The 26,223-nt window shown below is 69.7% G+C and carries 27 protein-coding genes and 1 tRNA gene; 15 read left to right on the top strand and 13 right to left on the bottom strand.

The features are described from left to right. Nucleotides 1–17: 17 nt before the first annotated feature. Together Q9G87_RS00255 and Q9G87_RS00250 are read right to left on the bottom strand one after the other, a co-directional pair. Nucleotides 18–1,451, bottom strand: coding sequence for a phenylacetate--CoA ligase family protein (locus Q9G87_RS00255; RefSeq protein WP_305914086.1), 1,434 nt, complete (start codon nucleotides 1,449–1,451; stop codon nucleotides 18–20). A gap of 589 nt (nucleotides 1,452–2,040) precedes the next feature. Then, complete coding sequence (locus Q9G87_RS00250; protein ID WP_305915102.1) at nucleotides 2,041–2,601, bottom strand: DMT family transporter; 561 nt, start codon at nucleotides 2,599–2,601, stop codon at nucleotides 2,041–2,043. A 68-nt stretch (nucleotides 2,602–2,669) separates the two neighbouring features. Here Q9G87_RS00250 and Q9G87_RS00245 point away from each other — a divergent pair, with 68 nt between their 5' ends. Further along, nucleotides 2,670–2,999: a hypothetical protein gene (locus Q9G87_RS00245; RefSeq protein ID WP_305914085.1), complete on the top strand. Its 330-nt coding sequence runs from the start codon at nucleotides 2,670–2,672 to the stop codon at nucleotides 2,997–2,999. A gap of 49 nt (nucleotides 3,000–3,048) precedes the next feature. Here Q9G87_RS00245 and Q9G87_RS00240 read toward each other — a convergent pair whose 3' ends face one another. Then, complete coding sequence (locus tag Q9G87_RS00240; protein ID WP_305914084.1) at nucleotides 3,049–3,516, bottom strand: hypothetical protein; 468 nt, start codon at nucleotides 3,514–3,516, stop codon at nucleotides 3,049–3,051. Between the two features lie 145 nt (nucleotides 3,517–3,661). Between Q9G87_RS00240 and Q9G87_RS00235 the strand changes: the two genes are divergently transcribed. The 3 genes from Q9G87_RS00235 to Q9G87_RS00225 all read left to right on the top strand — a co-directional run bounded on the left by Q9G87_RS00235 (nucleotide 3,662) and on the right by Q9G87_RS00225 (nucleotide 5,317). Further along, nucleotides 3,662–4,048 (top strand): hypothetical protein, encoded by a 387-nt coding sequence (locus tag Q9G87_RS00235; RefSeq protein WP_305914083.1) that lies wholly within the window; start codon nucleotides 3,662–3,664, stop codon nucleotides 4,046–4,048. A 65-nt stretch (nucleotides 4,049–4,113) separates the two neighbouring features. Next, complete coding sequence (locus Q9G87_RS00230; protein ID WP_305914082.1) at nucleotides 4,114–4,881, top strand: PAS domain S-box protein; 768 nt, start codon at nucleotides 4,114–4,116, stop codon at nucleotides 4,879–4,881. After that, nucleotides 4,865–5,317: a hypothetical protein gene (locus tag Q9G87_RS00225; RefSeq protein WP_305914081.1), complete on the top strand. Its 453-nt coding sequence runs from the start codon at nucleotides 4,865–4,867 to the stop codon at nucleotides 5,315–5,317. Before Q9G87_RS00230 ends, Q9G87_RS00225 begins: the two co-directional genes overlap by 17 nt. 4 nt (nucleotides 5,318–5,321) lie before the next feature. Here Q9G87_RS00225 and Q9G87_RS00220 read toward each other — a convergent pair whose 3' ends face one another. From Q9G87_RS00220 to Q9G87_RS00210, 3 genes are all read right to left on the bottom strand, one after another. Continuing rightward, nucleotides 5,322–6,302 carry an LLM class flavin-dependent oxidoreductase gene (locus Q9G87_RS00220; RefSeq protein WP_305914080.1) on the bottom strand — a complete coding sequence of 327 codons (981 nt, stop codon included), beginning with the start codon at nucleotides 6,300–6,302 and terminating at the stop codon, nucleotides 5,322–5,324. A 109-nt stretch (nucleotides 6,303–6,411) separates the two neighbouring features. Continuing rightward, on the bottom strand, nucleotides 6,412–7,740 hold the full coding sequence (locus Q9G87_RS00215; RefSeq protein ID WP_305914079.1) for a glycoside hydrolase family 6 protein: 1,329 nt from the start codon (nucleotides 7,738–7,740) through the stop codon (nucleotides 6,412–6,414). Between the two features lie 138 nt (nucleotides 7,741–7,878). Then, nucleotides 7,879–8,436 (bottom strand): TetR/AcrR family transcriptional regulator, encoded by a 558-nt coding sequence (locus Q9G87_RS00210; RefSeq protein WP_305914078.1) that lies wholly within the window; start codon nucleotides 8,434–8,436, stop codon nucleotides 7,879–7,881. 99 nt (nucleotides 8,437–8,535) lie between these two features. On the opposite strand from Q9G87_RS00210, the gene Q9G87_RS00205 reads away from it, so the two are divergent. From Q9G87_RS00205 to Q9G87_RS00180, 6 genes are all read left to right on the top strand, one after another. Next, the gene (locus tag Q9G87_RS00205; RefSeq protein ID WP_305914077.1) at nucleotides 8,536–10,341 is read left to right on the top strand and encodes an MDR family MFS transporter; all 1,806 of its coding nucleotides are present in this window, start codon (nucleotides 8,536–8,538) and stop codon (nucleotides 10,339–10,341) included. Then, nucleotides 10,338–10,748 carry a hypothetical protein gene (locus Q9G87_RS00200; RefSeq protein WP_305914076.1) on the top strand — a complete coding sequence of 137 codons (411 nt, stop codon included), beginning with the start codon at nucleotides 10,338–10,340 and terminating at the stop codon, nucleotides 10,746–10,748. Before Q9G87_RS00205 ends, Q9G87_RS00200 begins: the two co-directional genes overlap by 4 nt. Next, nucleotides 10,745–10,981 (top strand): hypothetical protein, encoded by a 237-nt coding sequence (locus tag Q9G87_RS00195; protein ID WP_305914075.1) that lies wholly within the window; start codon nucleotides 10,745–10,747, stop codon nucleotides 10,979–10,981. The genes Q9G87_RS00200 and Q9G87_RS00195 overlap by 4 nt, the downstream gene beginning before the upstream one ends. Before the next feature lie 43 nt (nucleotides 10,982–11,024). Next, nucleotides 11,025–11,465: a universal stress protein gene (locus Q9G87_RS00190; protein WP_305914074.1), complete on the top strand. Its 441-nt coding sequence runs from the start codon at nucleotides 11,025–11,027 to the stop codon at nucleotides 11,463–11,465. 47 nt (nucleotides 11,466–11,512) lie between these two features. Next, complete coding sequence (locus tag Q9G87_RS00185; protein ID WP_305914073.1) at nucleotides 11,513–12,220, top strand: M15 family metallopeptidase; 708 nt, start codon at nucleotides 11,513–11,515, stop codon at nucleotides 12,218–12,220. 99 nt (nucleotides 12,221–12,319) lie between these two features. Then, a complete protein-coding gene (locus tag Q9G87_RS00180) occupies nucleotides 12,320–13,081 on the top strand; it encodes an NUDIX domain-containing protein (protein WP_305914072.1) in 762 nt (253 codons plus the stop codon). Nucleotides 13,082–13,084: 3 nt separating this feature from the next. Here the strand turns inward: Q9G87_RS00180 and Q9G87_RS00175 are convergent, their stop codons facing one another. Further along, on the bottom strand, nucleotides 13,085–13,411 hold the full coding sequence (locus Q9G87_RS00175; RefSeq protein WP_305914071.1) for an STAS domain-containing protein: 327 nt from the start codon (nucleotides 13,409–13,411) through the stop codon (nucleotides 13,085–13,087). Between the two features lie 51 nt (nucleotides 13,412–13,462). Here Q9G87_RS00175 and Q9G87_RS00170 point away from each other — a divergent pair. Beyond that, a tRNA-Ser gene (locus Q9G87_RS00170) sits at nucleotides 13,463–13,549 on the top strand. 1 nt (nucleotide 13,550) lies between these two features. Here Q9G87_RS00170 and Q9G87_RS00165 read toward each other — a convergent pair. Next, nucleotides 13,551–15,566 carry a MinD/ParA family ATP-binding protein gene (locus Q9G87_RS00165; RefSeq protein WP_305914070.1) on the bottom strand — a complete coding sequence of 672 codons (2,016 nt, stop codon included), beginning with the start codon at nucleotides 15,564–15,566 and terminating at the stop codon, nucleotides 13,551–13,553. Between the two features lie 114 nt (nucleotides 15,567–15,680). Between Q9G87_RS00165 and Q9G87_RS00160 the strand changes: the two genes are divergently transcribed. Both Q9G87_RS00160 and Q9G87_RS00155 read left to right on the top strand, forming a co-directional pair. Beyond that, the gene (locus Q9G87_RS00160; protein ID WP_305914069.1) at nucleotides 15,681–16,637 is read left to right on the top strand and encodes an NAD(P)H-quinone oxidoreductase; all 957 of its coding nucleotides are present in this window, start codon (nucleotides 15,681–15,683) and stop codon (nucleotides 16,635–16,637) included. Nucleotides 16,638–16,642: 5 nt separating this feature from the next. Beyond that, nucleotides 16,643–17,158 carry a bacterial proteasome activator family protein gene (locus Q9G87_RS00155; protein WP_305914068.1) on the top strand — a complete coding sequence of 172 codons (516 nt, stop codon included), beginning with the start codon at nucleotides 16,643–16,645 and terminating at the stop codon, nucleotides 17,156–17,158. Here the strand turns inward: Q9G87_RS00155 and Q9G87_RS00150 are convergent. Next, complete coding sequence (locus tag Q9G87_RS00150) at nucleotides 17,155–17,925, bottom strand: HAD family hydrolase (protein WP_327586620.1); 771 nt, start codon at nucleotides 17,923–17,925, stop codon at nucleotides 17,155–17,157. The two genes, Q9G87_RS00155 and Q9G87_RS00150, sit on opposite strands and share 4 nt — an antisense overlap. 250 nt (nucleotides 17,926–18,175) lie before the next feature. Between Q9G87_RS00150 and Q9G87_RS00145 the strand changes: the two genes are divergently transcribed. Beyond that, on the top strand, nucleotides 18,176–18,379 hold the full coding sequence (locus Q9G87_RS00145) for a cold-shock protein (RefSeq protein WP_127938141.1): 204 nt from the start codon (nucleotides 18,176–18,178) through the stop codon (nucleotides 18,377–18,379). 165 nt (nucleotides 18,380–18,544) lie between these two features. Beyond that, complete coding sequence (locus Q9G87_RS00140; protein WP_305914066.1) at nucleotides 18,545–19,927, top strand: hypothetical protein; 1,383 nt, start codon at nucleotides 18,545–18,547, stop codon at nucleotides 19,925–19,927. A gap of 33 nt (nucleotides 19,928–19,960) precedes the next feature. Here the strand turns inward: Q9G87_RS00140 and serS are convergent, their stop codons facing one another. The 4 genes from serS to Q9G87_RS00120 all read right to left on the bottom strand — a co-directional run bounded on the left by serS (nucleotide 19,961) and on the right by Q9G87_RS00120 (nucleotide 24,406). Continuing rightward, nucleotides 19,961–21,223, bottom strand: coding sequence for a serine--tRNA ligase (gene serS / locus Q9G87_RS00135; protein ID WP_305914065.1), 1,263 nt, complete (start codon nucleotides 21,221–21,223; stop codon nucleotides 19,961–19,963). 457 nt (nucleotides 21,224–21,680) lie between these two features. Continuing rightward, on the bottom strand, nucleotides 21,681–22,601 hold the full coding sequence (gene pheA / locus Q9G87_RS00130) for a prephenate dehydratase (protein ID WP_305914064.1): 921 nt from the start codon (nucleotides 22,599–22,601) through the stop codon (nucleotides 21,681–21,683). 158 nt (nucleotides 22,602–22,759) lie between these two features. Then, nucleotides 22,760–23,179, bottom strand: a complete 420-nt coding sequence (locus Q9G87_RS00125; RefSeq protein ID WP_305914063.1) for a DUF4446 family protein — start codon at nucleotides 23,177–23,179, stop codon at nucleotides 22,760–22,762. Between the two features lie 18 nt (nucleotides 23,180–23,197). Further along, complete coding sequence (locus Q9G87_RS00120; protein ID WP_305914062.1) at nucleotides 23,198–24,406, bottom strand: glycosyltransferase 87 family protein; 1,209 nt, start codon at nucleotides 24,404–24,406, stop codon at nucleotides 23,198–23,200. Nucleotides 24,407–26,223: the final 1,817 nt, after the last annotated feature.

Below are 26,223 nucleotides of genomic sequence, written 5' to 3'. Positions count from 1 at the left end.
GAGAGAGGTGATCGCCGCTATGAAGGCGACGTCTCGAAACTGTGCTCGTACAGGTCCGCGCGCACTCGGCACGGCTCGGGAAGATCCCCGGCTTCTTCGACGAGCACGATGTCGGCGACCTGGAGTGACCGAGCCGCCGCTCGCTCCTCGATCCGGCCGAGCAGACCGCCGCCGCGTGGTGCGACGACATGAAGATCGGGCTTGAGCGGATCGCCGGTCAGCGCGTACCGGGTGGGCAGCGGGACCTCCCTCACTCCCTGCAGCACCTCCAGGATGTCGCGGGCGGTCGGACCTCCGGTGAAGTGTTTGGCCCGCCCGACGATCGGTGAGGTGGCCGGGAGCTGGGCCAGCTCACAGCCATAGGGTTCGTCCGGGAGCCGGCGGACGAGATCGCCCGTTCTGTACCGGACGAGCAGCGTCGTGTCTCGGTAGGGAACGTACGGCGTGGCCACGAGTTCGCCGATCTCACCCACCGGCGCCGGGGTGTCGGCGTTCCGGTCGAGTACCTCGAAGTGGGCCTGCTCGGATGCCAGATGAAGGTGCTGCTGCGTGCAGACCAGTCCCGTGGTCGGCACGAGCTCCGTCATTCCGTACACGTCGGAGACCGGCACGTCGAACACCTCGCGTACCCGCTCGCGCAGCGCGTCGGTCAGGATTTCCGCTCCGGTCAGGATCTGGCGCAGCCCGAAATCTCTGGCCTGCCAGCCGTCCTGCTCGGCGCGCTGCACGAGCGCCCCCAGGTACGAGGGAACCGTGTACAGGTCGGTGATGTGCGGCGCCTTTCCTGGCAGGTGCAGCGGCGTGGCCAGCCGGTCCAACGCGATGCCCGGGTCGACCAGTCCTTGCGCGACGAAACCGGCGCCGACGAGGCCCAGCGCCCGCTGCACCGAGATCAGGCCCACGGTCGCTCGCGAGCTGACACACGACATGCTGACGTGGTGTTCCCGCACGCCACCGACCATGAGGTAGGAGATCGCGGACAGCACCGCGGACAGCTCCAGCTCGTAGCGCGAAAACCAGACGACCGTCGGCGTCCCGGTGGTGCCGGTGGTCTGTGCCATCAGGACCGGTTCGCTCTGGTCGGACACGAACGCCGGACCGGCGCCGCGCAAGGCCGACTTGGGCGTGGACGCGACCTGGTGCAGTTGATCGAGACCGATACGACTCGGATCGACCCCGTGCTCCTTGAACCAGAGCCGATAGTAGGCAGTGTGCTCGGCAGCCTGGCGGATCGCCTGGCGCAGGCGCCGGTCCGCCATCGACCGCCGGATCTCCGGGTCATCGACACCGCCGCCGGGCAGCAGCTCATTGGCGCCCTCACCCGGCTCGCCGAACTCGTCAAGCGTCTGACGGAGGTCGCTCACCATTTTCCGTAGTGCGTCAACGTCGAATCGGCCGCCGCGGAGCACGGTGGCGACATAGCGGAGCTGTCGAGCGGCTGTGGCAAGCATGGGGCCTCAATTCATCTGACGGCACAGACTGGCTCGGTCGGCCGGTCCGTAGACCGGCCGACCGTGTTTCCGTTAGCTGCAGGGCAGCTGGAACAGTGCAGTCGTCAGGGTGCTGAGTGCGTACCTGGCATAGCGCAGGCTCATTCTGACCACAGGTTCCTCCATTCGACTCTCGCTCCGGCCTGTCCGCAGCGAGGCATATGGGTGGTGTGGTGAGCAGCCACACGATCAGCGGTTACCGGACTGATAGACGGCGCAGGTAGAGCCGGCTCTCCCGGTGCGATCGCCTCATGGTCAACAATTGCGTCGGGCCCCACAAAACCGCCATAAGATCACCACATGCGAGCCCCTTAACGATCGCCGCCATGGCCGGCTCCCGGGGTGTCGCGTCCCCAGCCGCTGATGGAGGTGACCCCCTGCGGTGCTCCGCGCCGCCGGCGCGATGCTCATCGGATCGCCTCCGGCGTGGCACTCCGGCTTGGGGATTGATCGCCGACTTGGGTGCCTGCCCGTGGTCGATGACGACCCGCGGTCCGGCGTCGGCCGACGCTCACATCCCAGCGCACGAGCCGACAGCGCTCGTTCAAGGTCAAGCGAACACGCAGGGCGCTGATCGGCCGGTGTCCGCGTTGTCCGGGTCGAGGGCGGTTACGGTGTCCCGCGTCGTGCCACCGCCTCGGACGGGCGCGGCGGCGTCACCGGCCGGAGTGTGTGCGGCCAGGCCGATGACGCCGCCGACGGTGACGACGACCGCGCCCACGGCGAGGACCACTCCCGCCCCGCCCATGCGAACGCCGTCTCCCAGCAGCAGGATCCCGATCGCGCCGGCGACGACCGGGTTCGCGACACTGACCATGGCCAGCGGGGCCGCCAGGCCGCCCCCTCGGTAGGAATGCTGGCTGAGCAGTTGTCCGGCCACGGCCAGGACGGCGATCGTGACCAGAGAAGGCAGCGAGGCGCCGGTGATGCCGGCGGGCAGGTCGATCATCACGGTCTTGGTCAGGACCGATGACACGGCGAACGCCACGCCTGCGGCGCCTGCGAGCAGGAGGCTTCTGGCCATGGGAGAGGTGGCGCGGCGTGCGGTGACGGCGAGGGCGACGATCGCGATCACGGCGATGGCGGACAGCCACTGCGCCGAGGCCGCGATGAGGGTGCCCGTTCAGCGGTGGCCAAGCGATCATTGGTGACGCCGGCGCCTCATGGTCCGATCCAGGGGTGGCGCGCGCAGTCGTCGGCTCGGCGGTCGTACTCGCCGGGTCGGGCGTGCTCGGTGTCGCACTCGGCGGGCTCCTACGCTCCACCCCCGCAGCCATCACCACGCTGTTCGGCGTCATGTTCCTGCTCAGCGGGGTCGCCTCGCTGCTGCTGCCGGCGAGCTGGGCCGAGGTCACCCAGTACCTGCCTGCCGACGCCGCCGCCGCGTTCACCGCCGTCTCACCCGGCGAGGGCATGCTCGCACCGTGGGGCGGGCTCGCCGTCTTCGTGGCCTACATCGCGGTGACCGTCATCGCCGCCGCCTGGCGGCTCAAGCGCACCGACGTCTGACGGCCGCACGCTCCGGACGCGTCGGCACGACCCGGTGCCGACGAGCCGGTCATGAACGTGCGGGCGCGATGCGCGAGTACGTGAGCTCGAAGTCGAGGTCCCAGGTCATGCCGTCCTTCGACTGCTCCCAGCGTGCTTCTATGGTGTCGCCGTCCGGGCTCAGCGTGCCGATGAAACGCTGGTTGAAGCCGGGGGTGTCGCGCCAGATCCGCCACTCGCCGCCCGCGAACGTCATCTGGTACACCCGGTGCACGCCGCGGGCGTCGGCGTACAACATCGTGAACTGCTCGGTCGCGTCGTCGAGGCCGATCAGGGCGGTGGTCGGGAAGGGGGCGTTCTCCCTCCACGCCTGCGGGGCCGTGTCCGGCATCGCGTCGATGTCGGACACCTGGCGCAGGTAAGCGCCCTCGTCCTGCCAGGCGAATTCCGCCCACGCGCTGCCCACGCCGGGGACGTGTACGGTCCACCGGCCGACGAGCACATCGAGCCGGGAGAGCGCGGGATGCCTGCTTTCCATGGACATGTTCCTTCTCATCGACGTGGTCACCAGTCCGTCATACAGCGGGACATCCACGTTGGCGAGAGATCCCGGCCACGATCTGCCACAGATCGGTTACGTCTTTCTCAGGTGATCAGGTGGTGCCGGTGGCATACTCCCCCGCGTGCCATCCTGTGTCCCTCGTGAGGATGCCCGTTATTTCGGCGGCGCCCTACCGACGCTGGTCCTCTACTCGGCCGAACCCATCGTGCAACTTCCCACGTTCCGGCTCGTTTCGGGCAGGCCGTCCACCTGCGCCGGGTGGGAGTTCATCCCCGGTGTGACCTTCTCGATGATCGAAGGGCCGGGGCGGTTTCGGCTCATGGTCGAAGGGATCACGCACCGGGACGAGGCCGATGAGCGTTTCGCGTGGTTGGGCACCGTGGACCGGGCCGGTGGGGCCGTTGTGGCGGCGGTCGACGTGCACAACGAGACGTTCAGCTGGGCAGCTCTGGCCGAGAGCGGGCGGGCGCGAGGTGGATACATGCCGGTCATCCGGCGTTCCGGCTGACCCCGTTGAGCAACGGCCAAGGATTCACCCTTACAGAGCTAACGATGTGCATTAATCTTGCCACTGTGAGTAACGACGTCGTGGCACGGGTGATGCGCCGCATCGGACGACGTGGCGCGTCTCTCGCGTTCGTCGGGCTGCTCAGCCTGGCCATCGCCGCCTCCCTGGCGTTCGCGCCGGCCGACCAGCGCGCCACCCCCGGCTACGCCATGCTGGCTTCCTTCGCCCCGCTGACCGTCTGGGCCGCGGCCTGGTGCGTTATCGGCGCCCTGTGCCTGGTGCAGACGTTCATGCGCTCCGACCGGGTCGCCTTCGCCGCCGCCACGGCACTGCTCGTGCTCTACGGCCTGGTATATCTGGTTTCGACCTTCACCGGCGACAATCCACGTGGCTGGGTCGGCGGGGCGGTCTGGCTGGCGTTCGGCGGCTGGATCGCGCTGATCGCCACCTGGCCGGAGGCCGTCAGCGTGGACCGGCTCCCGGGCACGGGGTCCACGGCCGTCGTCGTCGCCGACGCGTCCGGGATCATTCTGTCGTGGAACCCGCAGGCCGCGGCCTTGTTCGGCTGGAGCACGGACGAGGCCGTCGGGCGGCCGTTGACGGTACTGATGCCGTCCCGCTTCCGCGACCAGCACGCCGCCGGGCTGGCCCGGGTACGCGCCAGCGGCGAGTCGGAGCTGGACGGCCGGATCATCCCCCTGGTGGGTCTGCGTCGCGACGGCAGCGAGTTTCCCATCGCGCTGACCGTCAACGCCTGGCACAGCGACGACGGCATCACCTATACGGGCGTGATCCGGCCGGTGGGGGGAGGCCGTGATGCCCGGGCTGACTGACATCCTCATCCAGGTCGGCGTGGGCGTGGTCCCGCTCGGCGTGGCGTACCTGGCCTTCAAGTCGGCCACCGACGCCAACAAGAAGACCCAGCAGACCGCGCTGGCGCAGGCCGAACATCAGGCCGAGATAGAACGGTCCAAAGTGGACGCCGAGGCGTTCCTCCGAGCGAAGACGATCTACGAGGACGCGCTGACCCAGATGGAGCGGCAGATGAGCCGGGTGCATAGCCAGGCCACCCAGCTCAGCACCGACCTGATCACCGAGCAGAGCACCTCGACCGCGATGCGCGACCAGATCCGGCGGCTCCAGGCGCAGATCAGGGCACTGGAGCGGACGGTGATGACGTTGCGGACCCAGCTGGTCGCGGCAGGGCTGTCCCCTTTGCCGGCCTCTGAGACCACCGGGCCTTACGTGATCGGCCCGCACCACGAATAACCGCCTAGAGCCCGTACGCCCGGGCCAGCAGCTCCGCCGAGCGCAGCCATGCCTTCCTGTCGGGCGCGGAGAACACGACGATGAGTTCGTCGGCCTGGGCGTGCTCGGCGAAACGGTCGACGTAGTCCTTCACCTCGCCCGGGTCCCCGACGGCCGAATACTTGGCCATCTGCAGGAGCTGCTGCCCGGCCGGCGAGTCGAGGATCAGGTCGGCCTCTTCCGGCGTGAACGTGCGCCCGCGCCCCAGGAACCTGCTCACCCGCAGCCGCTTGGCCGCCAGGAACTGCTCCTGCGCCTCCTCGGCCGTGTCCGCCGCGATTACGTTGAGCGCCGCCATCACGTACGGCTGCGCCAGTTGCTCGGACGGCTTGAACTCGCGCCGGTAGAGCGCCACGGCCTCCTCCAGCGCTGTCGGGGCGAAGTGCGAGGCGAACGCGTACGGCAACCCCAGCATGGCGGCCAGCTGGGCCCCGAACAGGGACGACCCGAGGATGTACAGCGGGACGTCGGTCCCCTTGCCGGGGGTCGCGTTGACGCCGGGGATCCGCGACTGGCCAGTCAGGTATCCCTGCAGCTCCAGCACGTCCTCGGGGAAGGTGTCCGCGGCGGCCGGGGTGCGGCGTAGTGCCCGCATGGTCTGCTGGTCGCTGCCGGGCGCGCGGCCCAGGCCCAGGTCGATGCGCCCGGGATGCAGGGTTTCGAGCGTGCCGAACTGCTCGGCGATGGTCAGCGGGGAGTGGTTCGGGAGCATCACGCCGCCCGCTCCGAGGCGGATCGTCTGGGTGTGCGCGGCCACGTGGGCGATGAGCACGCTGGTCGCCGAGGAGGCGATGCTGTCCATGTTGTGGTGCTCTGCGTACCAGATCCGCTGATATCCGAGCTCCTCCGCCCGCTGGGCCAGGGCCACGCTGGCGGTGAAGCTGTCACCCGCCGTCTCTCCCTCGCCGATGTGCGCCAGATCCAGGATGGACAGCGGCAAAGCCATGGGTACGCGCCTTTCGCAGAGCCGGCATAGATGACCTGGCTCGTTGCAACAGCAATGAAGGCGCGGATATTTCGCCGGGCCCCCGGGGATCGAGGGCCCGGCGAATCTGTCAGGACGCGGTGCAGGTCACCGGGGACGGGGTGCCGTTCTGGCCGGTCCAGTTGCCGGTGAAGCCGAACGAGGCGGTCGCGCCCGCGGCCAGGGCGCCGTTCCAGTTCAGGTTCGTGACGGAGACCGTGCCGCTGCCGGAGAGGTTGCCGTTCCAGAGCTGGGTGATCGTCTGCCCGTTCGGGAACGTCCAGCCGACCCTCCAGCCGGAGATGGCGGACGAGCCGGCCTTCACGGTGACCTCACCCTGGAAGCCGCCCTGCCATTGGCTCGTCACCTTGTAGGTGGCCGTGCAGCCGCCAGGGCCGGTGGTCGGCGTCACGGTGGGGGTGACCGTGGGGGTGACGGTCGGCGTCACGGTCGGGGTGGCGGTGGGTGACGGGGCAGCGATGGCCAGGTCGTACGCCCGCTGCGGCACGAACTGCCCGGCCCCCGCGATGCACCCGTCGGCCTCACCCGGGGGCTTCACCCAGAGGTAGGCGTCGATGGCGGAGTCGCCGGTGTTCGTGGTGCTCCAGATGCCGGTCGCGCGGCCGGCCGGGTCGCACCACTCGCTGCCGGCCGGGCCGTTGCCGTTGCGGCTGGTGTCGATGACGGCCTTCAGCCTGGACACGCCGGTCGCCGCGATCACGTTCTTCGCGTACGACACCAGCCCGGGCGTGGCCCGGTAGTTGGAGGTGTTGACCGCGATGCCGTCGGCGCTGTTGGCCACGTCCGCGCCGGTCAGCCGGGAGGCGGCCTCCGAGGCGCCCAGCCAGGCGTCGTGGCCGATGTCGAAGTAGACCTTGGCCTGGCCTCTGAGCTTCTTGCCCGCGTACGCCATGGAGGCCTTGACCTCGGCCTGCTGGGAGGCGTTCATGCAGTTGGACATGATCGCCAGAGCGTCCGGCTCCAGGATGATCGACGCGGGGCGGCCGGCCAGCCCGGCCGCGATCTGGTCGATCCAGGCGCGGTAGGACGCGTGGTCGGGGGCGCCGCCCGCGCTGGCGCCGCCGCAGTCGCGGTTCGGCATGGCGTACACGACCATGATCGGGGTCTTGCCGGCCGCGGCGGCCGCGCCGACGTAGGAGTCGACCTGGCCGCGCACGGTCGACGGGTTGTACGTCGCGAACCACCGGCCCTGCGGCACGGCGGCGATCCTGTCCCTGATCACGGGGGTACGGCTGTCGTTCGGGTTCGCGGCCACCCACTTGGCCGCGTTGGTCTGGGGATCCACGTAGAAAGCGGAGTCGGCGGCCTGGGCGGTGGACGACGAGAACACGACCGCCCCTGCCGCGGCCATGGCGGCCGCCGTCAGGAGCACCGCCAACATGGGCCTTCTGCGAGACATGAAATCACTCCGTTGGTCATGTGGGAGCGCTCCCACTAGCACTCCCGGATGGTAGGAGGCGTAGCGGGCCGGTCAAAGACATCGGATCGCTTCCCACCGCATATCCCCTGGCCAGGAGGTCGTTGGGGGGTGAAAGTTTCACTCGGCCAGGCACGCCTCGAAGATCGCGGTCAGCCGGTCCACGTCGGCCGGCGTCGGCGTCTCCGGGCCGAGCCGGCGACGCATGGCGCCGATGCCCAGGAAGACCGCCGCCACCATGCGGGCTCTGGCCAGAGCGTCCGGGCCGCCGCCGAGCTGGGCCTGCAACGGATCGAGCACGGCGGCGATCAGACGCTCGCGGGCCACCTCCTGGACCTCGGGGTGGCGGGCGGAGCGTTCGAGCGTGCGCAGGATCGGGCTGTCCGGCGGGTGCTGCATGCGCTCGGCGGCGTAAACCGCCAGCCGCCTCGCCAGCCCCTCCTCCGGGCCCTCGAACAGCGCGCTGATGGTCGGCTCGCCCTCCAGCACCGCGCCGAACAGCCCGGCCTTGGAGCCGAAATAGCGGCCGACCAGCGCGATGTTGGCGTCCGCCGCGGCGGCGATCATGCGGATGGTCACCTGCTCGTAGCCGTGCTCGCCGAACAACGTCCGGGCGGCCTGCAGGATCCGTTCACGGGTGGCCTCCCTGCCGCGGGGCCGGGTCACCTCGGCGTTCATGACCCGAACTCTACTCAAGACCCGACCCCACTTGCCGCTCGGCTAGTAAACACACGTATACTCGAGTCAGCTAAAACTGTATGAAGGGGATGTGGTGTCGTGGTAGCCCAGGCGCAGGCCGCCTCCCCCACGAAGCGGACGTACACCCACCGCGAGATCCTCGAGATCATGTCCGGGCTGATGCTCGCGATGCTCACATCGATGATCTCGACCTCGGTTGTGGGCACGGCTCTGCCGACGATCGTGGGGGAGCTCGGCGGTCAGGACCAGTACTCATGGGTCGCCTCCGCGACCATGCTGACGATGACGGTGTCCACGCCGTTGTGGGGCAAGCTGTCCGACCTCTTCGGGCGCAAGCTGCTCTTCCAGTCGGCGCTGGCGTTGTTCGTCGCGTCGTCGGTGGTGGCCGGCCTGTCGCAGAACATGGGGCAGCTGATCGCGGCGCGGGCCGTGCAGGGCCTGGGTGTGGGCGGTTTGTCGGCGCTCTCCCAAGTGATCCTGGGGGACATCGTCTCGCCGCGCGAGCGGGGCCGGTACTCGGGCTACATGGGCGCGGTCTTCGGGATCTCCACGGTCGCGGGGCCGCTGCTCGGCGGGTTCATCGTGGACACCGACTGGCTGGGCTGGCGCTGGTGCTTCTACGTCGTGGTGCCGTTCGCGCTGGTGTCGTTCCTGGTGATCCAGAAGGTGCTGCGGCTGCCGACGGTCAAGCGGAACACCTCGATCGACATCTGGGGTGCGACGACGATCACGGCCAGCGCGAGCGGGCTCATGCTGCTGCTGACACTCGGTGGCACGGAGTTCGCGTGGAACTCGGGCTGGACGTACTTCCTGGCCGCGTTCACCCTGCTCATGCTGGCGCTCGCGGTGCTGTCCGAGCGGACGGCGAGCAACCCGATCCTGCCGCCGCGGCTGTTCCGCAACCGTACGTTCGTGCTCACCAGCCTGGCCTCGTTGTTCGTCGGCATGGCGATGTTCGGCGCGATGATCTACCTGCCGCAGTACCTGCAGATCGTCAAGGGCCTCAGCCCGACGAACTCGGGTCTGATGACGCTGCCCATGGTGCTGGCGCTCTTCCTGGCCGGCGTGATCTCCGGCAAGATCGTCACCCAGACAGGCAAGTGGAAGATCTTCCCGGTCGCGGGCCTGCTCATCGTGGCCGTGGGGCTGTTCCTGCTCTCCCGGCTGCACGTGAACTCCAGCGAGTGGCTCATCGGCTTCGACGTGGCGGTTCTCGGCGTCGGCCTCGGCCTGTCCATGCAGATGCTCATCCTGGCCGCCCAGAACGGCGCCGAACCACGCGATATGGCCTCCACCACGTCGGGCGTGTCGTTCTTCCGTTCGCTGGGCGGCGCCGTCGGCGTGGCCGCGTTCGGCGCGATCCTGACGAACCGGCTCAAGGACGAAATGGCCGAGATGCTCAAGGCGGCAGGCATCTCGCTGCCCGGCGGCTCGGACGTCAAGCTCGGCAGCCCCAGTGCCATCCAGCAGCTGCCCGGGCCGATCAAGAACATCGTGCTGGAGTCGTTCACGCGCGGCCTGGAGACCGTGTTCATGGTGGGCGTGCCCATTGCGCTGCTCGGCTTCGTGGCCACGATCTTCCTCAAGGAGCTCCCGCTGCGCGGCCCCGCGACGGCGCCCGCGGCGCCCGCGCCGCTCAGCAAGGACGACCTGGTCCTGGCCGGGCTGCTGCTGGAGCTCGTGGCCCAGCGCGTCGAGCGGGCGAACGGCGAGCCGTCAGCGCTGCTCACCGCGGTCGCCAAGATGGCCCCGCCGGACGATCGCTCCGAACGCGAACGCGCCAGGGCGGTGGCGCGTACCGTACTGCGGCCCACCTCGCGTGCCCTGATCGCGCAGGCCACGCCCCCGCAGAAAGACCTCGTCTCTGGAGGAATCTCGCAATGATTCGCAAGTTCGTGGGCGCCGTCGCGGCGTCCCTGGCGGTCCTGGGCGGGCTGTGGTTGATGATCGCGCCCTTCGCCCTCGGCACCCAACCGGAGAACGCCGACTGGACCGACCCCACGATCTCGGAGTTCTTCACCGGTCTCGGCGTGGCGGTGGTGGGGCTCGCCGGCGTGGTCAGCTTCGCCATGGCCCTGCGTGAGGAGCTGGTGGCGCGGGGGGTGGTGGCCGTGCGCCCGCGCGTGGCCGAGCCGGAGCCCGAGGCCGTGCCGAGCACGCCTCAGGCGTCGTCGGCCGAACTGGCCGCGTTGCTCGCCCCGCTCGTCGAGGCGCTGCGTGAGGACTTGAAGACGGGTGAGCACCGCAGGAACGGCACGGCTCCCCTGGTCGGAGTGGAGGAGAACCGATGAAGGCCAAGCTGGGCGTCTCCGCCCTGGTCCTGTTGTTCCTCGGCGGCCTGTGGCTGGTCGCGGCCCCGTTCGCGGTCGGCTACCAGCCGAGGGGCGCCGCGTACGTCGACGCGACGGTCAACGACCTGTGGGTCGGCGGCTCGCTCGCCGCGCTCTCTTTCGTCGCCATCGTGATCTACGCGGCGGACGCCCTGCGTGAGCTGGCTCGTCGCGGCAAGCACGCCGACAACTGAGCCCATGTCCGGCGGAAGTACGGACCCGCGGTGGGAGCCGCCGTTGACGGGCAGGCTCCCCGCCGGGCGGTTCGAGATCGGCAAGGACGGTGCGAGCCTGCTCGTGGTGGGGTTCGACGGATCGGGCCCGAGCCGCAACGCGCTCGCGTACGCAGCCGGGCTCGCCCGCAGGGACGGCGCCGCGCTGCTCATCGCCTTCGTGGAGGCGCTCAACGCCGCCGCCCTATGGTTCTTCGCCGGGTCGCCGATCATCCCGGACTCGGCGGCCGACCTCGCCGAGGACCTCAGGGACGAGCTGAAGGGCGCGGGCGTTCCGTGGCAGTTCGTCAGCGTACGGGGTGACACGGCGCGGGAGTTGGAGACGCTCGCCGGCGCCTACATGGCCGACGCCATCGTGGTGGGCCGCTCGCGTCATGCCTGGTGCGGCTCGGTGGCGGCCACGCTGGCGAAGAGGGCTCGCCGTACGGTGCTGATAGTCCCCTGACCTGGCGAGACGTCGCATATGGTGGGTGGATGAAACGTGCTGCAACCATGGCGTTCGTGGTGCTCGCGTCCGTTTCGTGCGCCGCGACCGAGCCGATCGCGTCGGTCGCTCCTGAGCCCACGACGTCCACACCCGCATACGAGACACCTGGCTCGCCGACGGCCACGCCGACCAAACCGGCCTCGCCGCCCGAGTTCAGCGCCAAGGTGTCCAACGTAGCCCGCGACCGCCTGCCGTACTCGTGGCGGCCCGGCTGCCCGGTCCACTACCGGGATCTGCGGCTGGTCACGCTGTCCTACTGGGGGTTCGACAACAAGCCGCACACCGGCGAGCTGGTCGTGCGCAAGACGGTGACCGACGACATCGTGACGGTCTTCAAGAAGCTGTACGGGTGGCGCTGGCCGGTCTACCAGATGAAGCTGGTGGACGCGTACAAGGCTGACGACTTCGCCTCGATCGAGGCGAACAACACCTCTGCCTTCAACTGCCGCAAGGCGACCGGTTCCAGTAATTGGTCCAACCACGCCTACGGGGAAGCGATAGACATCAATCCCCAGCAGAACCCATATGTCACCGCAAGTGGCAGCACGGCACACGAAAATGCCGAGAAGTACACCGAGCGCCCAATGAAGGGCAAAGGTGTGATTAATCCTGGCGACAAGGTGGTGAAGGCCTTCGCTCAGGTCGGCTGGGAGTGGGGTGGCTACTGGTCCGGTGCGAAGGACTACCAGCATTTCTCCAAGGGCGGAGGCTGAGACAATCCCACCATGGCGGCTAAGGACGGCGATGGGTGGGCCGAGTGCTCTCTAGGCCACAGGCATTGGGGGGTGCATGGGGCCTCGGGGTTGCTCATCGTGCACCATGACGACGTGGGCGTGCCGTACGTGCTCATGCAGAAACGTTCCTGGTGGAGCCACCATGGCGGCACGTGGGGGCTGCCCGGCGGGGCGCGGGACAGCCACGAGGACGCCGTCACCAGCGCGTTGCGCGAGGCTCACGAGGAGGCCGCGCTCCGCGGCGAAGGGCTGCGGGTGCAGGGCGTCTACCTCGACGATCACGGCGGATGGGCGTTCGAGACAGTGATCGCGGCGTCGGCCGAGCGGCTGGCCGCGGCGCCGGCCAACCGTGAGAGCACCGAGCTGCGCTGGCTGGCGCTGGACGAGGTGGCCGGGCGGAAGCTGCATCCGGGGTTCGCGGCGACGTGGGGCGAGATCCAGGGGGCGATCAGGCCGGAGATGATCGTGCTCGACGTGGCCAACATCGTCGGCGCGCGGGCCGAACATGGCTGGTGGCGCGATCGCGCGGGGGCGGCGACGCGGTTGCTTGAGGATGTGGCGGGGCTCAGGCTGGACCATCCCGTGCTGGCGCAGTGGTATCCGAGGGTGGTCGCGGTCGTCGAGGGGGCGGCCAAGCACGTGCCCGCCGTTCCCGGGATCGAGGTGGTGGCGGCCGCCGGCAGCGGAGACGACGCGATCGTGGAGGTCGTGCGGGAGAGCCGGCCGTGGGAGCGGGTGGTCGTGGTCACCGCGGATCGGGGGCTGCGGGAGCGGGTCAGCGAGCTGGGCGCGGAGATCGTGGGTCCCAAGTGGCTGCTCTCCCAGCTGGGCGACCGGTGACCCTTACAGCTCGGCCATGACCACGCTGTCGAAGGCGGCCTTGAGGCCGGTCACCTCCAGGACGCGCTGCAGCACACCATGCACGCCGACCAGGCGTAAGCAGCCCGCCTGCGCTGCCACCCTGCGCTGGTGCTCGACCAGCACCCACAGGCCGCTCGAGTCGCAGAACTCGAGCCGCGTCGCGTCGACGACGATCTCGACCCGGCCGTCGGCGAAGAGCTTCAGCAGGCGTTCCTTGAGCAACGGCGCGGTGAGCTTGTCGAGATCGCCGACCAGGCGCACGATCGTGCCGGAGTCAGCACGCGCCACCTCGACGTTGAGATCCGCCACGTCCTGAACGTACACCCGCGTCACCGCAGCCGCTATCGTGGTTGGCGCACAGGAGGGTTCGCATAGTGGACGAGTGCAGCCGCCTTGAAAGCGGCCAGGTCAGCGATGGCCTCATGGGTTCGAATCCCATACCCTCCGCTTAATCTCGGATCCCCGCGAATCCGTCGCCCACGCAGGCGGCGAGCTGGAGGTAGGCGTCCCTGGTGGACTCCTGCAGCCGGTCCAGGTCGATCTCCGCGCCCTCCTCCAGGTGCGGGTCGTACGGGACCCGGATCACGGCGCGGCACCTGGCGGCGAAGTGGGCCTCCAGCTTCTTGATGTCGACCGCCGACTTCGACCGGGGCCGGACGCTGCACAACACCACGGTCGCGTTCTTCACCAGGTCGGCGTAGTGGTGCGCCTCCAGCCAGTCGAGCGTGGCCGAGGCCGCCCGGGCGCCGTCTACCGACGGGGAGCTGACCAGGACGATCTGGTCGGCGAGCCCCAGCACACCGCCCATGGCCGAGTGGAGCAGCCCAGTGCCGCAGTCGGTGATGCAGATCGAGTAGAAGTTCTCCAGCACCTGGGAGACGGCCTGGTAGTCGGAGCCGCTGAACGCCTCGGAGACCGACGGGTCGCGGTCGGAGGCCAGCACCTCAAGGCGCGAGGGCGCCTGCGAGGTGAACGCCCTGATGTCGACGTACCGCTTGACCTGGTCGCGCTCGTTGAGCAGGTCGCGCACGGTGGCCGAGGTCTCCAGGACCAGCTTGTCCGAGAGCGTGCCGCGGTCCGGGTTGGCGTCCACGGCGATCACGCGGTCGCCGCGCATCTGCGCCAAGGTGGCGCCGAGGCCGACCGTGGTCGTGGTCTTGCCCACGCCGCCCTTCAGGCTCAGCACGGCCACGCGGTGGTGCCCCGTCGTCACGGGGGTGCGGGCACGGCCGACGAGTTGGCGGCGGCGGCGTACCTCCGGTGGCTCGCCCGGCTTGATCCAGCCTCCGGAGGCCTTGTAGACCAGGCGGCGCCAGCCCTTGGAAGGGGCGTTACGCCGTCCGCGTAGCAGGGACTCCGGGTCCAGGCTCTCGGCGGTGGGCCGGCCGGTGACCGGCGGCCTGGGCGGGGCGGTGAACACGGGGATGGGGGCCGGGCGGCGGCGCGGCTGAGGGGGCGGTGTGGGGATCTCGCGCTCCGCGGGCCGCCATTCCTGCTGCTCCGTCCATTGAGGGCGCTCCTGCTGCGGGGACGGCGGCTCGGGACGCCGCTCGACGTGCTCGGCAGGCCGTTCGGTCGGCTCGGGACGCTGCTGGAGCGGGTCGGGACGCCGTTCCACCGGCTCGGGACGGAGCTGGAGCGGCTCGGGACGCCGCTCCACCGGCTCGGGACGCCGCTCCAGCGGCTCGGGACGCCGCTCCAGCGGCTCGGGACGCCGCTCCAGCGGCTCGGGACGCTGCTGGAGCGGATCGGGACGCCGTTCCAGCGGCTCGGCTCGCTCCTGAAGCGGCTCGGCTCGCTGCTGGACCGGCTCGGGGTCCTGGGGAGGCTCGTCCTTGAGCGGCGGGTCCGTCCACTGCGGGCGCTCGTTCCTGGGGAGGGTCTCCTCCCAGGCCTCGTCGTCGTCATCCGCCTCAGCGGGGCCGGGCTGGTCGCCCTCGAACTGCTTGGGCTGCTCGGCGGCCGGCGACTCCTCGGCCGGGCGTGACCAGTCGGCCGGCGGCCACGAGGTGTCTTTAGCCTCCTCCGCCGCCTGCTCGGGCGTGCTTGTCTCCAGGGGCGGCGTGAACGACAACCTGAACGTGTCGGTGTCGTCCGGGCGCGGCAGCGGCTTGAGCGGGGCGTGGAACGGGTCGTCCGCACTCGGGCCCGCCGGGCTCGTGGGCTCGTCCCTGGTGGTCGCCTTGCCGAGCCACTCCCCGGCCTCACTCTCGGCCTCGGGCAGATCCTCGGCCGCCGCGTGGCCGTACACCGAGTCGACGGCGGCCCTGAACAGCGGCGGTGTCGGCGTCTCGTGCTGCGTCGGGACGAGCAGCCACGGGTCCTTGGGGTACGGCGAGGCGATGGGCTCGTCGGCAGAAGCACTCGAGGCGCTGACCGCGACCGGAGCTTCTTCCGTCTCCTTGATCGCGTCCAGCCAGGCGAGCTGTTCCTCGAGCGATTCTTCTCGATCGTGTCTTGCCACCGTGTTCCCCCTCGGGTGGGTCTAAAGGGGCAGCAAATATCTTGCAGGGTAACGCCACGCGTTGCCGTGCAGCCCGGCAACCCACAACTTCTTTGCCCGGCTACCGTGGTTCGCATGCGAGCCATTGAGATCACCGAGCCCGGCGGCCCTGAGGTGCTGGAGTGGCGCGAGGTGCCGGAGCCACGTGTCGAGCGCGGAGACGTGCTCATCGACGTGGCGGCCTCGGCGGTGAACCGCGCCGACGTGCTGCAACGCAACGGATTCTATGACCCACCCCCCGGCACGCCGCCCTACCCGGGGCTCGAGGTCGCCGGCGTGGTGGCCGAGGTCGGCGCGGACGTGGAGCAGTTCCAGGTCGGGGACGAGGTGTGCGCACTGCTCGGCGGCGGCGGTTACGCCGAGCGCGTAGCCGTGCCCTGGCAGCAGGTGATGCCGGTGCCGGACGGCGTGCCCCTGACGGTCGCGGCGGCGCTGCCGGAGGCGGCCTGCACGGTCTGGTCCAACGTGTTCATGGTCGGGCGGCTGCGCCGCGGCGAGACACTGCTGGTGCACGGCGGCGCCAGCGGCGTGGGCACGTTCGCCGTCCAGCTGGCCAAGGCGCTCGGCTCGCACGTGATCGCGACCGTCGGCACCGCGGAGAAGGCCGAGCAGGTCCGGCGCCTGGGCGCCGACGAGGTCGTTAACTACCGCGAGGAGGACTTCGCGGAAAAGATCAAGGCGGACGTGATCCTCGACATCATGGGCGCCAAATACCTCGCGGGCAACGTCCGGGCGCTGCGCACCGGCGGCCGGCTGGTGATCATCGGGATGCAGGGCGGCCGCAAGGCCGAGCTCGACATCGGCGCCCTCATGGCCAAGCGCGCCGCCGTCCACGGCACCACGCTGCGCTCGCGGCCGGTGGAGGAGAAGGGCGTCATCGTCCGGAGCGTCGTGGACAACGTCTGGCCGCTGGTGGCCGCGGGTGCGGTGCGTCCGGTGGTCTACGCCGAAGTTCCTATGTCCGAGGCGGCCGAAGCACACCGTATGTTGGATTCGGGACAGCACGTCGGCAAGATCCTCCTAGTACGGTGAGTCATATGAATGCTGAGGACAACAACACCCCCCACATCGTGGTGGTGGGCCCCGACTTCCAAGGTCAGGGCGATAGCGGCGACGAGGACCGCTCGGTCACGCAGCTGGTCGAGCAGCCCGCCAAGGTGATGCGTATCGGCAGCATGATCAGGCAGCTCCTGGAGGAGGTCCGCGCCGCTCCCCTCGACGAGGCCAGCCGCAAGCGGTTGAAGGAGATCCACGCGTCCTCCATCAAGGAGCTCGAGGACGGTCTGGCGCCGGAGCTGGTCGACGAGCTGGAGCGGTTGTCGCTGCCGTTCACCGACGACAACGGCACGCCGCCGAGCGAGGCCGAGCTGCGCATCGCGCACGCCCAGCTGGTCGGCTGGCTCGAGGGGTTGTTCCACGGCATCCAGACCACGCTGTTCGCGCAGCAGATGGCGGCGCGCGCCCAGCTGGAGCAGATGCGCAGGGCGTTGCCCGGCGTGCCGCACGATGAGCCGGGGCATCGGCCGCCCGGCGGCTCGGGCCCCTACCTCTAGAACAGCTTCTCCAGGACCTGCGCGACCCCATCGTCGTCGTTCGCGGCGGTCACGTGATCGACCGCCGCGATCACGTCGGGGTGCGCGTTCGCGACCGCGTACGACGTGCCTGCCCAGCTCAGCATGGGCAGGTCGTTCGGCATGTCACCGAACGCGATGACCTGCGACGGCTTGATCTCGAGCTGCGCCGCGAGCGCCGCCAGGGCGGTCGCCTTCGTCACGCCCTGCGCGCTCATCTCGATCAGGCCCCTGCCGCTGGAGTGGGTGGCGGTCACCAGGTGCCCGACCAGCTCGTGCACGACGGCCTGCAGCTCGTCCGGGCCCATGTGCGGGTGCAAGGCCAGAAGCTTGGCGCAAGGGTGGGCGGTTACCGACTCGGCACGAACCGCACCGGCGCCTACGCGGTCCAGGCCACCCAGCAGGAAATCGGACTCATGCGCAAAACCAGCTTCATACTCGACCGAAAATACGAGATCGGACACGTTCGCTCTTAGCTGAGCGACGACTTCCTCGAGTACCTCGACCGTGATGAGGTGAGATTCCACTATCCGCTCGGTATGGAGGTCGTAGATCAGTGCCCCATTCGCACAGATCGCGAGCCCGCGGTGACGTAGCGCATTCGCGACCCCGCCCATCCACCGCGGCGGCCGTCCGGTCACGAACACCAGCACAGCGCCCGATTCCTCGACCCGGCCGAAGGCCGCGACCGTACGGGGAGAGACCGTTCCGTCCGGACGCAACGCGGTGCCGTCGAGGTCGGTGGCCACTAGACGGGGCATGGGAAGGCTCTGCATAACAGGTTCCAGTTTGCCCGGTCATGCTGCCCGAGAGAAATCTTCCATGGGAGGGGAACACCAACGCGCCAGAATGGTGTTAGATGTGATGGCGTTGTATTAGCTGATCCCGTAGTGAAAACCAGCATGACTTTGTCTGAGCCACCCCGGGTGCTTGCTGTACGACACACCGGGACCCACGAGGTGTGGGTCCCATAGATTCACATCCTGAGGGAGAGCTTTTATGGCTCAGGGAACCGTCAAGTGGTTCAACGCCGAGAAGGGCTTCGGCTTCATCGCCCCGGACGGCGGTGCGCCGGACGTGTTCGTGCACTTCTCCGAGATCGTCGGCAGTGGCTACCGCAGCCTTGAAGACGGGCAGCGGGTCGAGTTCGAGATCACACAGGGCCAGAAGGGGCCGCAGGCCTCGCAGGTCCGCGCCGTCTGACCTGTAATCGGCAAGCAAGACCGGGGTTCGCTTCCAGCGGGCCTCGGTCTTTTGCTTGTGTCGGGTTGGTCACGGGTGGGACCACACCTCAACCGCCGGGCCGTCCCCACCGTCCACACCTATATGAGGTACGCGTGGTTATGTCATCCCGTGACCGTTGCCGGGGTGATCGTGCTCTTGGTCAACGACCACCTGCTCAAGCAGGCCTGGCCCGGGTTCGTGACGGGCAAGCTCAGCGACGCGGCCGGCCTTGTCGTGGCGCCCGCGCTGCTGGCCCTGTTCTTCTGGCGGCGGGCCGACCTGGCCGCCACCGTGCTGACGGGAGTGCTGTTCGCGCTCGTGAAAACGACGGAGACGGGCGCTGAGGCCGCCTCCCAAGCTTGGACCCTCGTAGCGGGCCCCTCGCGCGTCCTGGCCGATTCCACGGACCTTCTCGCCCTGCCCGCGCTCGCGCTGGCCTGGTGGGTACGCCGGCGCAGCCTCGCGGCAGGTTCCTCCCCGCGCTGGCGGATCATCGTGACGATGCCGCTGGCCGTCCTGGCGGTCACCGCCACGTCCGCCGCGCCTGGCCCGCCCACGGCCGCTGCGGTCGAGGTGAAGGACGACCGGATCCTCGTGTACGCCGACGACTTCACCATCTGGGAGTCCGAGGACCATGCGGCCACCTGGTCGTCGAGCAGCGTCCCCTTCGACGACCTGCCTCCAGACATCCGCAGCCGACTCCAGGACGTCAAGTCGCCGCAGGCCGCCGCGTGTGTGCCCTACCAGGCGACGCGCTGCTATCGGGTGGTGCACGGTCTGATGGCCGTGGAGCAGTCCGACGACGGCGGCGACACCTGGCACCCCTCGTGGTCCCTGTCCGACGGCGACGAGCGCGAGCGCCTCGTCAGGACGTACGACGACGAGTCCGGGCTGCGCTCGATGGGGCTCGCCGTGCAGGCCTGGCGCGGCGGGCACGTCGTGGTCGTCGCGAACGGACTGGACGGCATCGTGGTCCGCGACGAGGCGGGCACCTGGCGGCGGCTCGGCTGGCCGGGCAACGACCCGGAGAGCCCGTCGGTGGACCTCTCTCCCGAGATGCACGTGGCGATCTTCCTGGCCGCGTGCATGTTGTTCGGCTGCGCCGGAGCGGGGCTGCGCCGATACCACCGCCTCTACCTGGGCTTCGCCGCGGCCGCCTGCCTGAGTTATCTGGCCGTGGTGAATGCGCAGCGCTTTGCCGGCCCGATCGCCGATCTCGATGTCGTGGTGCGGCTCCTCGGTCTGATGACCATCCCGGTGGGGTTCGCGGTGTGCATCGCGCTGCTCTTCACGGGGCGGGCGCGGGCGGCGCCCCTGGCCGTCGGGGTGCTGGGCGCGCCGCTGGTCTACCTGAGCGTCTACACACCCTTCCACGGGTGGGCGGCGGGCACGCCTGCGACCTACTGGGCGGCGGTCGTGCTCGCCGTGCTGCTGACCGCGCTGGTGCTGCTGCCCGCCCTCACCCTCATCAGGAGGGACGCCCGCCGGGCGAGCTCGCCGGCGGACAGTCCTCCCTGGGCTCCTTGAGCCCAGCTCGGTCGGCGTGGGCTGCCTGGCCGGCTACTTGGCCGGTGTGAGCACGTCGAGGCCCACGTAAGGGCGCAGCGCCTCGGGAACCACCACGGAGCCGTCGGCCTGCTGGTGGTTCTCGAGGATCGCCACGATCCAGCGGGTCGTGGCGAGCGTGCCGTTGAGCGTGGCCAGGTGGCGCGGCTTGCCGTCCTTGTCGCGGTAGCGGGTCCCGAGCCTGCGAGCCTGGAACTCGGTGCAGTTGGACGTTGAGGTCAGCTCCCGGTAGCGGCCCTGGGTCGGGATCCAGGCCTCGCAGTCGAACTTGCGGGCGGCCGACATGCCGAGATCGCCCGCCGCCGTGTCGATGATCCGGTAGGGGACCTCGATCTTGGCCAGCATCTCCTTCTCCCAGGCCAGCAGGCGCTGGTGCTCCTCGTGGGCGTCCTCGGGGCGCACGTAGGAGAACATCTCGACCTTGTCGAACTGGTGGACCCGGATGATGCCCCTGGTGTCCTTGCCGTAGGAGCCCGCCTCGCGACGGAAGCACGACGACCAGCCCGCGTAACGCAGCGGCAGCTCGCCGGCGTCGATGATCTCCTGGGCGTGGTAGCCGGCCAGCGAGACCTCCGAGGTGCCGACCAGGTAGAGGTCGTCCTCCGGCAGCCGGTAGATCTCCTTGTCGTGGGCCACGTGGAAGCCGGTGCCCTGCATGGTCTCCGGCTTGACGAGCACCGGCGTGATCATCGGCGTGAACCCGGCCTCGATCGCCTGCTGCATGGCCATGTTGAGCAGCCCCAGCTGCAGGCGCGCGCCTACACCCTTGAGGAAGAAGAACCGCGAGCCGGACACCTTGGCGCCCCGCTCCATGTCGATGGCGCCGAGCGCCTCGCCCAGCTCCAGGTGGTCCTTGGGCTCGAAGTCGAACGTCCGCGGCTCGCCGTGGGTCTCGAGCACCACGTAGTCGTCCTCGCCGCCGGGCGGCGCGCCCTCCTCGACGATGTTGGGCAGCGTCTGGACGAGCTCGTCGAGCTCGGCCCCGAGCTTCTCCGCCTCCGCCTCGGCCGCCTTGACCTGGCTCGCGAGGTCCTTGGCACGCTGGAGCAGCGCCGCCTTCTCCTCGCCCTGCGCCTTGGAGACCGACTTGCCCATGCTCTTCTGCTCGGCGCGCAGAGACTCGAACGAGGTCAGCGCGGATCGGCGGCGCTCGTCGAGGTCGAGCAGCGTGTCGACGACGGAGTCGTCCTCACCGCGGGCACGCTGCGACGCCCGTAGCCGGTCGGGATGCTCACGAAGGGTACGCAGGTCAATCACAAGGAAAGGCTACCGGCGCCCGGCTGCGTCTCGCCCCCGGATTACCTCTGCCCGCCATGACCGCCCCTGGACCTGCCGCTCACCTGCCCCACGCGGTCGCGGTGACCACGCACCGGGCCTCATGCCCCGAACGGCTGTCTCGGCGGCCGCGGCCCCTCGTCGGCGCCCCCGACACACCCGCCTGACCGCCAAAGGACCCGGGCAGGGCGAGCGTCGCTCAGGGCGACGGGATGCTGGGACGTTCAGGCTCGCGGACTCTGAGACGCTCAGACTCGCGACGCTCAGACGTTCAGGCTTGCGGACGCTCGGACACTCAGGGGCGACGGGTCGCTGGGACGCTCAGACTCGCGCACGCTGAGACGCTCGGACTCGCGGACGCCGGACTCGCGGACGCCGGACTCGCGGACGCTGAGACACTCGGACTCGCGGACGGTCCGACTCGCGGATGCTGGAGCGCTCAGACTTGGCCGGCGCGGACGCGGGCAAGCCAATCGCCTGCCTCGGCGAACTCGGCGTCAGCCGTGCCCCGCTTGATCTGCGGCGCGATGCCGTCGGCCCGCGGGTAACTGCCCAGGAAACGCACCTCGCCGCAGATGCGGTGCAGCCCCGAGATGGCCTCGCCGACCCGGGCGTCGGCCACGTGCCCCTCGAAGTCGAAGTGGAAGAAGTAACGCCCGATGCCGTCGCCGGTGGGCCGCGACTCGATGCGCGTCAGGTTGACCCCACGCACGGAGAACTCGGTCAGCATCTCCAACAGCGCGCCCGGGTGGTCGTCAGCCAGGAAAACGACCAGCGTGGTGCGGTCGGAGCCGGTCGGCTCGGGCAGCGGCCCGGGGCGGCCGACTTTGACGAACCTGGTCACGGTGTCCGACCTGTCGCCGATGTCGGTGGCCAGCTCGACCAGCCCATAGTGCTCGCCGGCGATGCGGGCGGCGATGGCGGCGTCGTATGGGGCGCCCGGCAGCGACACCTCCTGCGCCGCGGCCGCCGTCGAAGGCGCGGACACCACGACCGCGTCGGGCAGCTCGCGGGCGAGGAAGGCGCGGCACTGGGTGATGGCCGCAGGATGCGTGTAGACGCGCTTGATGTGCGGGATCTCGGTGTCGGGCCGGGCCAGCAGCGAGAACTGCACGGGCAGCAGCAGCTCGGCCGTGATCAGCAACGGCTCGCCCCAGGCGAACTCGTCGAGCGTCGTGGTGATCGCGCCCTCGATCGAGTTTTCCAGCGGGACCACGGCCCCGTCGGCCTCACCGGTGCGAGCGGCGTTGAGCGCGGCACTGACCGTGGCGCAGGGCAGCCGCTCGGCGGTGGGGTCGAGGAGCCGCAGGGCCTCTTCGGTGAAGGTCCCTTCCGGCCCGAGATAGGCGAGTCTGGGCATGCATCTAGAGTATCCGCAGGTCGGCAGGCACGCGCGCCCTATCGCTTACGGCCTGCACCGTCCCACGCCCTCACCCAAGGCCGACCGCCCGTCCCGGCCGTCACCATGGCCGACGGTCCGTCCCGGCCGTCACCATGGCCGACGGTCCGTTCCGGCCGTCAGAGCGGGCCTGATGCCCGGGACGGGACCAGCGGGCCGAGCCCCAGCCTGGCCGCGCGCACCGCCTCTTCCTCCTCCGGCGACAGCGGCTGCTGCCCCTTCCCGCCCACCACCGGCCGCACGTACGTACGGGTCTCGCTCCGGCCGTTGATCGAGGTCAGGACGATGCCGTCACCCAGCCCGTTGATCATCGCGATCGAGAAGGACAGCCGCCCCGTCATCTCGGAGAGCGCGTCGTACCGGCAGACGGCCACGTCCCTGATGGCCTTGAGATCGCCCCTGCCCTCGCTGGTCTGTCTGGCCAGCATCCGCTGGCAGTCCTCCACGACGGCTCTGGCCTGCCGGAGCGCCAGATAACCGATCATGACGCCACTGACCCCGGCGACGACGCCCACGATGATCCAGGTGGTAACGAGCACGGCACAGAGGGTAATGGTTCAGTCAGGGGATCTCCGGTGTTTCGGCAACCAGGACACCAACATCCACACCAGAGCCAACGCCCCCAGCCCGAACCCGTTCTGAACGATCTTCCCCAGCACCACGCTGACCCCCGGTATGTCCGCGGCCTTCAGCGAAACTCCCCACCACGGGATCGGCACCACGTAGTAGAGCCACACCCCCGCCGCCACCCGCAGCCTGACCGGATCCCGCCCGTCGCCGACGATCGCACCGAGCACCACGACCACCCAGGCCAGGTGGTGGATCCACGCGACGGGCGAGAGCAGCACGGCCATCAGTCCGACGAGCGCGACCGCGGTGAGCTGGTCACCCGCCCGGTACGCGTCGCGGGCGCCACGGAAGCCGTACCAGCCGACCCCGGCCACGATCGCGAGCCAGAGAACGGACGTCAGCGCGTCCGGCAAGTAGAGGCGGATCAGCATGCCGCGGATCGACTGGTTGGTGGTGGCCGCGTTCGAGCCGAGGCGTTCGGGATCGAGCAGCGCCGAGAACCAGAAGTCGGCCGCGTCCTGCGGGATTACCGCGAACGGCACCAACGTGAGCACGGCCGCCGCGAACGACGCCATGAAGAACGTGCGCCACTGCCTGGTGATCAACAGATAGATCAGGAAGACGCCGGGCGTCAGCTTCACCGCCGTGGCCAGCCCGATCAGGAACCCCCGAGGCCACCACGGCCGCCTGGCCACGCAGTCGGCCAGGCACAGCGCGACGAGCATGATGTCCACCTGCCCGAACCGCACCTGGTCCCTGATCGGCATCAGGTATGTGCCGGCGACCATCAGCAGCGCGAACGCCCACGGCACGTACTTCCGCACCGCTGGTCCGCTCAGCGCCTCCCTGAATGCGAACCACACCGTCACGGCCAGTGCCACGAAGATCCCGGCCGTCCACACCCATTGGGCCGTCTCCCAGGACATCTTCGCCAGCACCACCGCCAGCATCGCGGCGACGGGCGGGTAGGTGAACGGCAGCAGTTGCGGCGCGGGCGTGAAGTAGTCGTAGACCCGTCGCCCCTCGAGCAGCATCTGCCCACCGGTGCGGTAGACGTCCAGGTCGACCAGCCGTTGATCGTCCGGGTTGGTGAGCCACGCGTGCACCAACGGCGCCACGGCCGCCACGACGACGAGCGCCGCGACCGCCCACGCCCACCACTGCCGCCGGATCACCCGCACCTCGCCATCTATCACGAGGTCGCACGTTACCCGGCGACCGCGTTTCGCGCGTCGGTGAGCATAAGCTCTGAGATCAGGTTTGCTCCCGCTCAGTCTTGAGGAACGATTCCGTCCATGCCGAACGACGCCATGCCAACCCCGGCACGCCACGAGCGGCGCTCGCTGGTAGGCCGCGGGTCCCGCCTTCGCCGGTTCGTCGTGGTGCTCCTGCTGGGCATGCTGATCACGGGACCACTTGCCCTGACGAGCGCGGCCGGAGCGGCATCGGCGACCGCGGCCGAGGGGCGCGTGGCCCTCATCGGCGTGCCTGGGCTCGAATGGAGCGATCTCGACCAGGCCCGGACGCCCAACCTGTGGCGTCTGGTGAGCCAGGGCGCCTCGGCCTCGCTTTCGACCCGGGCCGTGCCCCCGCCGGACCGCGGCATCACCTGCCCCATCGCCGGCTGGATGACGGTCTCCGCCGGTCAGCGGGCCGGCACGGCGGGCAAGGGCTGCCCGGCCCCTGCCGCGCCCCAGCCGGCGGGCGCGGGTGCGGCCGTCCCCAACTGGTCGACGTTGACGGCGCATCAGTCGGAAACCGGCTTCAACGCGCGGCTCGGGACCTTGGGGCAGCTGGTGACGGACGGGGGTGGCAAGGTTGCGGCCGTCGGGCCGGGCGCCGCGATTGCCGGGGCCGACAGGTCTGGAAATATCGCCAAATACGCCCCTAATCTCGATGCCCTGGGCGATCCTGCCCTGTACAACCTGATCGTTTTCGAGGCAGCCGACCTCGCGGACGCCTGGGCGGGCCAGCCCCTCGACGAGTACGGCGTCCCGGTCCCCTTGTCGGCCCCGGCTCGCCAGGCCGCCGTGGCCCGGGCGGACCAGCAAATCGGCGCCCTGGTCGGCAAGGTGCCGTCCGGCACGACGATCCTGGTGGCCGGAATCTCGGACGTGACCCCGAACGCGCACCTGCACGTGGCGATCGCCGCCGGCCCGTCCCCGAGCGGGGAGCCGTACCCGCACGGCCACCTCACCGCCACCTCCACCCGCCAGGACGCCCTGGTCACCATCACCGACCTCACCGCCACCACCATCCAGCTCCTGGGCCTGACCGCCCCGCGCGAGGTGGTGGGCCGCCCCTGGCAACCGGGCGGTCCCGGGCCCGCAACCGCGGCGGGCACGGTGGCGGAGCTGGCGGACGGCGATCTGGCCAGCCAGGTCCTCCGCGAGGTTCGCGGCCCGTTCTTCACCGTCCTGGTGACGGTCCAGCTCCTCTTCTACGCCTGGGCCGCCCTGGCACTCCGCCGCCGCCGCACCCCCGCCCAGCCACCGCACCTCAGCGCTTCCACCTCCTCCGCCGCGACCGACCAGCTCGCGAGCACCTCCAAGCTCCTGCGTGCCGTTCAAGTCGTGGCGGTCGTCAGCGGAGCCATCGCCGTCTCCACGTTCCTGGCACAGTTGGTGCCCTGGTGGGCGCTGCCGGTGCCGATGCTTTCCGTCATTGTGACGATCTTGGCCATCGCCGGCCTGATCACCGCCGTCGCCTTCGCCGGCCCCTGGCGGGCGCACGTCCTCGGCCCGCTCACCGCCGTAGCCGCGATCACCTCCCTCGCCCTCCTCATCGACGTCATGACCGGCTCGAGACTCCAGGTGAACGCCGTGACCGGCTACGAGCCCGTGACCGGAGGGCGGTTCTACGGCTTCAGTAACATCGCCTTCGCCGTCTACGCCACGGGCACCATCCTCGGGCTGGCCGGGGTGGCGCAATGGTTGCTGAGCAGAGGGCTGTCCAGGTTTGTCGTGGTGGGCGTGTGCTCGCTGTATGGAGGCTTCGCGGTGTTCGCGGATGG

The sequence above is a fragment of the Nonomuraea turcica genome, from assembly GCF_030718205.1.
In the GTDB taxonomy this organism is placed as follows: Bacteria; Actinomycetota; Actinomycetes; order Streptosporangiales; family Streptosporangiaceae; genus Nonomuraea.
The sequence above is the reverse complement of the archived record's forward strand: the minus strand, read 5'-3'. Positions and strand labels throughout refer to the sequence as shown.

Excerpts from the sequence above, each read along its gene's own strand:
- Q9G87_RS00255 (WP_305914086.1), bottom strand. The coding sequence starts at position 1,451 with ATGCTTGCCACAGCCGCTCGACAGCTCCGCTATGTCGCCACCGTGCTC.
- Q9G87_RS00240 (WP_305914084.1), bottom strand. The coding sequence starts at position 3,516 with ATGGAAAGCAGGCATCCCGCGCTCTCCCGGCTCGATGTGCTCGTCGGC.
- Q9G87_RS00225 (WP_305914081.1), top strand. The coding sequence starts at position 4,865 with ATGCCCGGGCTGACTGACATCCTCATCCAGGTCGGCGTGGGCGTGGTC.
- Q9G87_RS00220 (WP_305914080.1), bottom strand. The coding sequence starts at position 6,302 with ATGGCTTTGCCGCTGTCCATCCTGGATCTGGCGCACATCGGCGAGGGA.
- Q9G87_RS00215 (WP_305914079.1), bottom strand. The coding sequence starts at position 7,740 with ATGTCTCGCAGAAGGCCCATGTTGGCGGTGCTCCTGACGGCGGCCGCC.
- Q9G87_RS00210 (WP_305914078.1), bottom strand. The coding sequence starts at position 8,436 with ATGAACGCCGAGGTGACCCGGCCCCGCGGCAGGGAGGCCACCCGTGAA.
- Q9G87_RS00200 (WP_305914076.1), top strand. The coding sequence starts at position 10,338 with ATGATTCGCAAGTTCGTGGGCGCCGTCGCGGCGTCCCTGGCGGTCCTG.
- Q9G87_RS00195 (WP_305914075.1), top strand. The coding sequence starts at position 10,745 with ATGAAGGCCAAGCTGGGCGTCTCCGCCCTGGTCCTGTTGTTCCTCGGC.
- Q9G87_RS00185 (WP_305914073.1), top strand. The coding sequence starts at position 11,513 with ATGGCGTTCGTGGTGCTCGCGTCCGTTTCGTGCGCCGCGACCGAGCCG.
- Q9G87_RS00160 (WP_305914069.1), top strand. The coding sequence starts at position 15,681 with ATGCGAGCCATTGAGATCACCGAGCCCGGCGGCCCTGAGGTGCTGGAG.
- Q9G87_RS00155 (WP_305914068.1), top strand. The coding sequence starts at position 16,643 with ATGAATGCTGAGGACAACAACACCCCCCACATCGTGGTGGTGGGCCCC.
- Q9G87_RS00145 (WP_127938141.1), top strand. The coding sequence starts at position 18,176 with ATGGCTCAGGGAACCGTCAAGTGGTTCAACGCCGAGAAGGGCTTCGGC.
- pheA (WP_305914064.1), bottom strand. The coding sequence starts at position 22,601 with ATGCCCAGACTCGCCTATCTCGGGCCGGAAGGGACCTTCACCGAAGAG.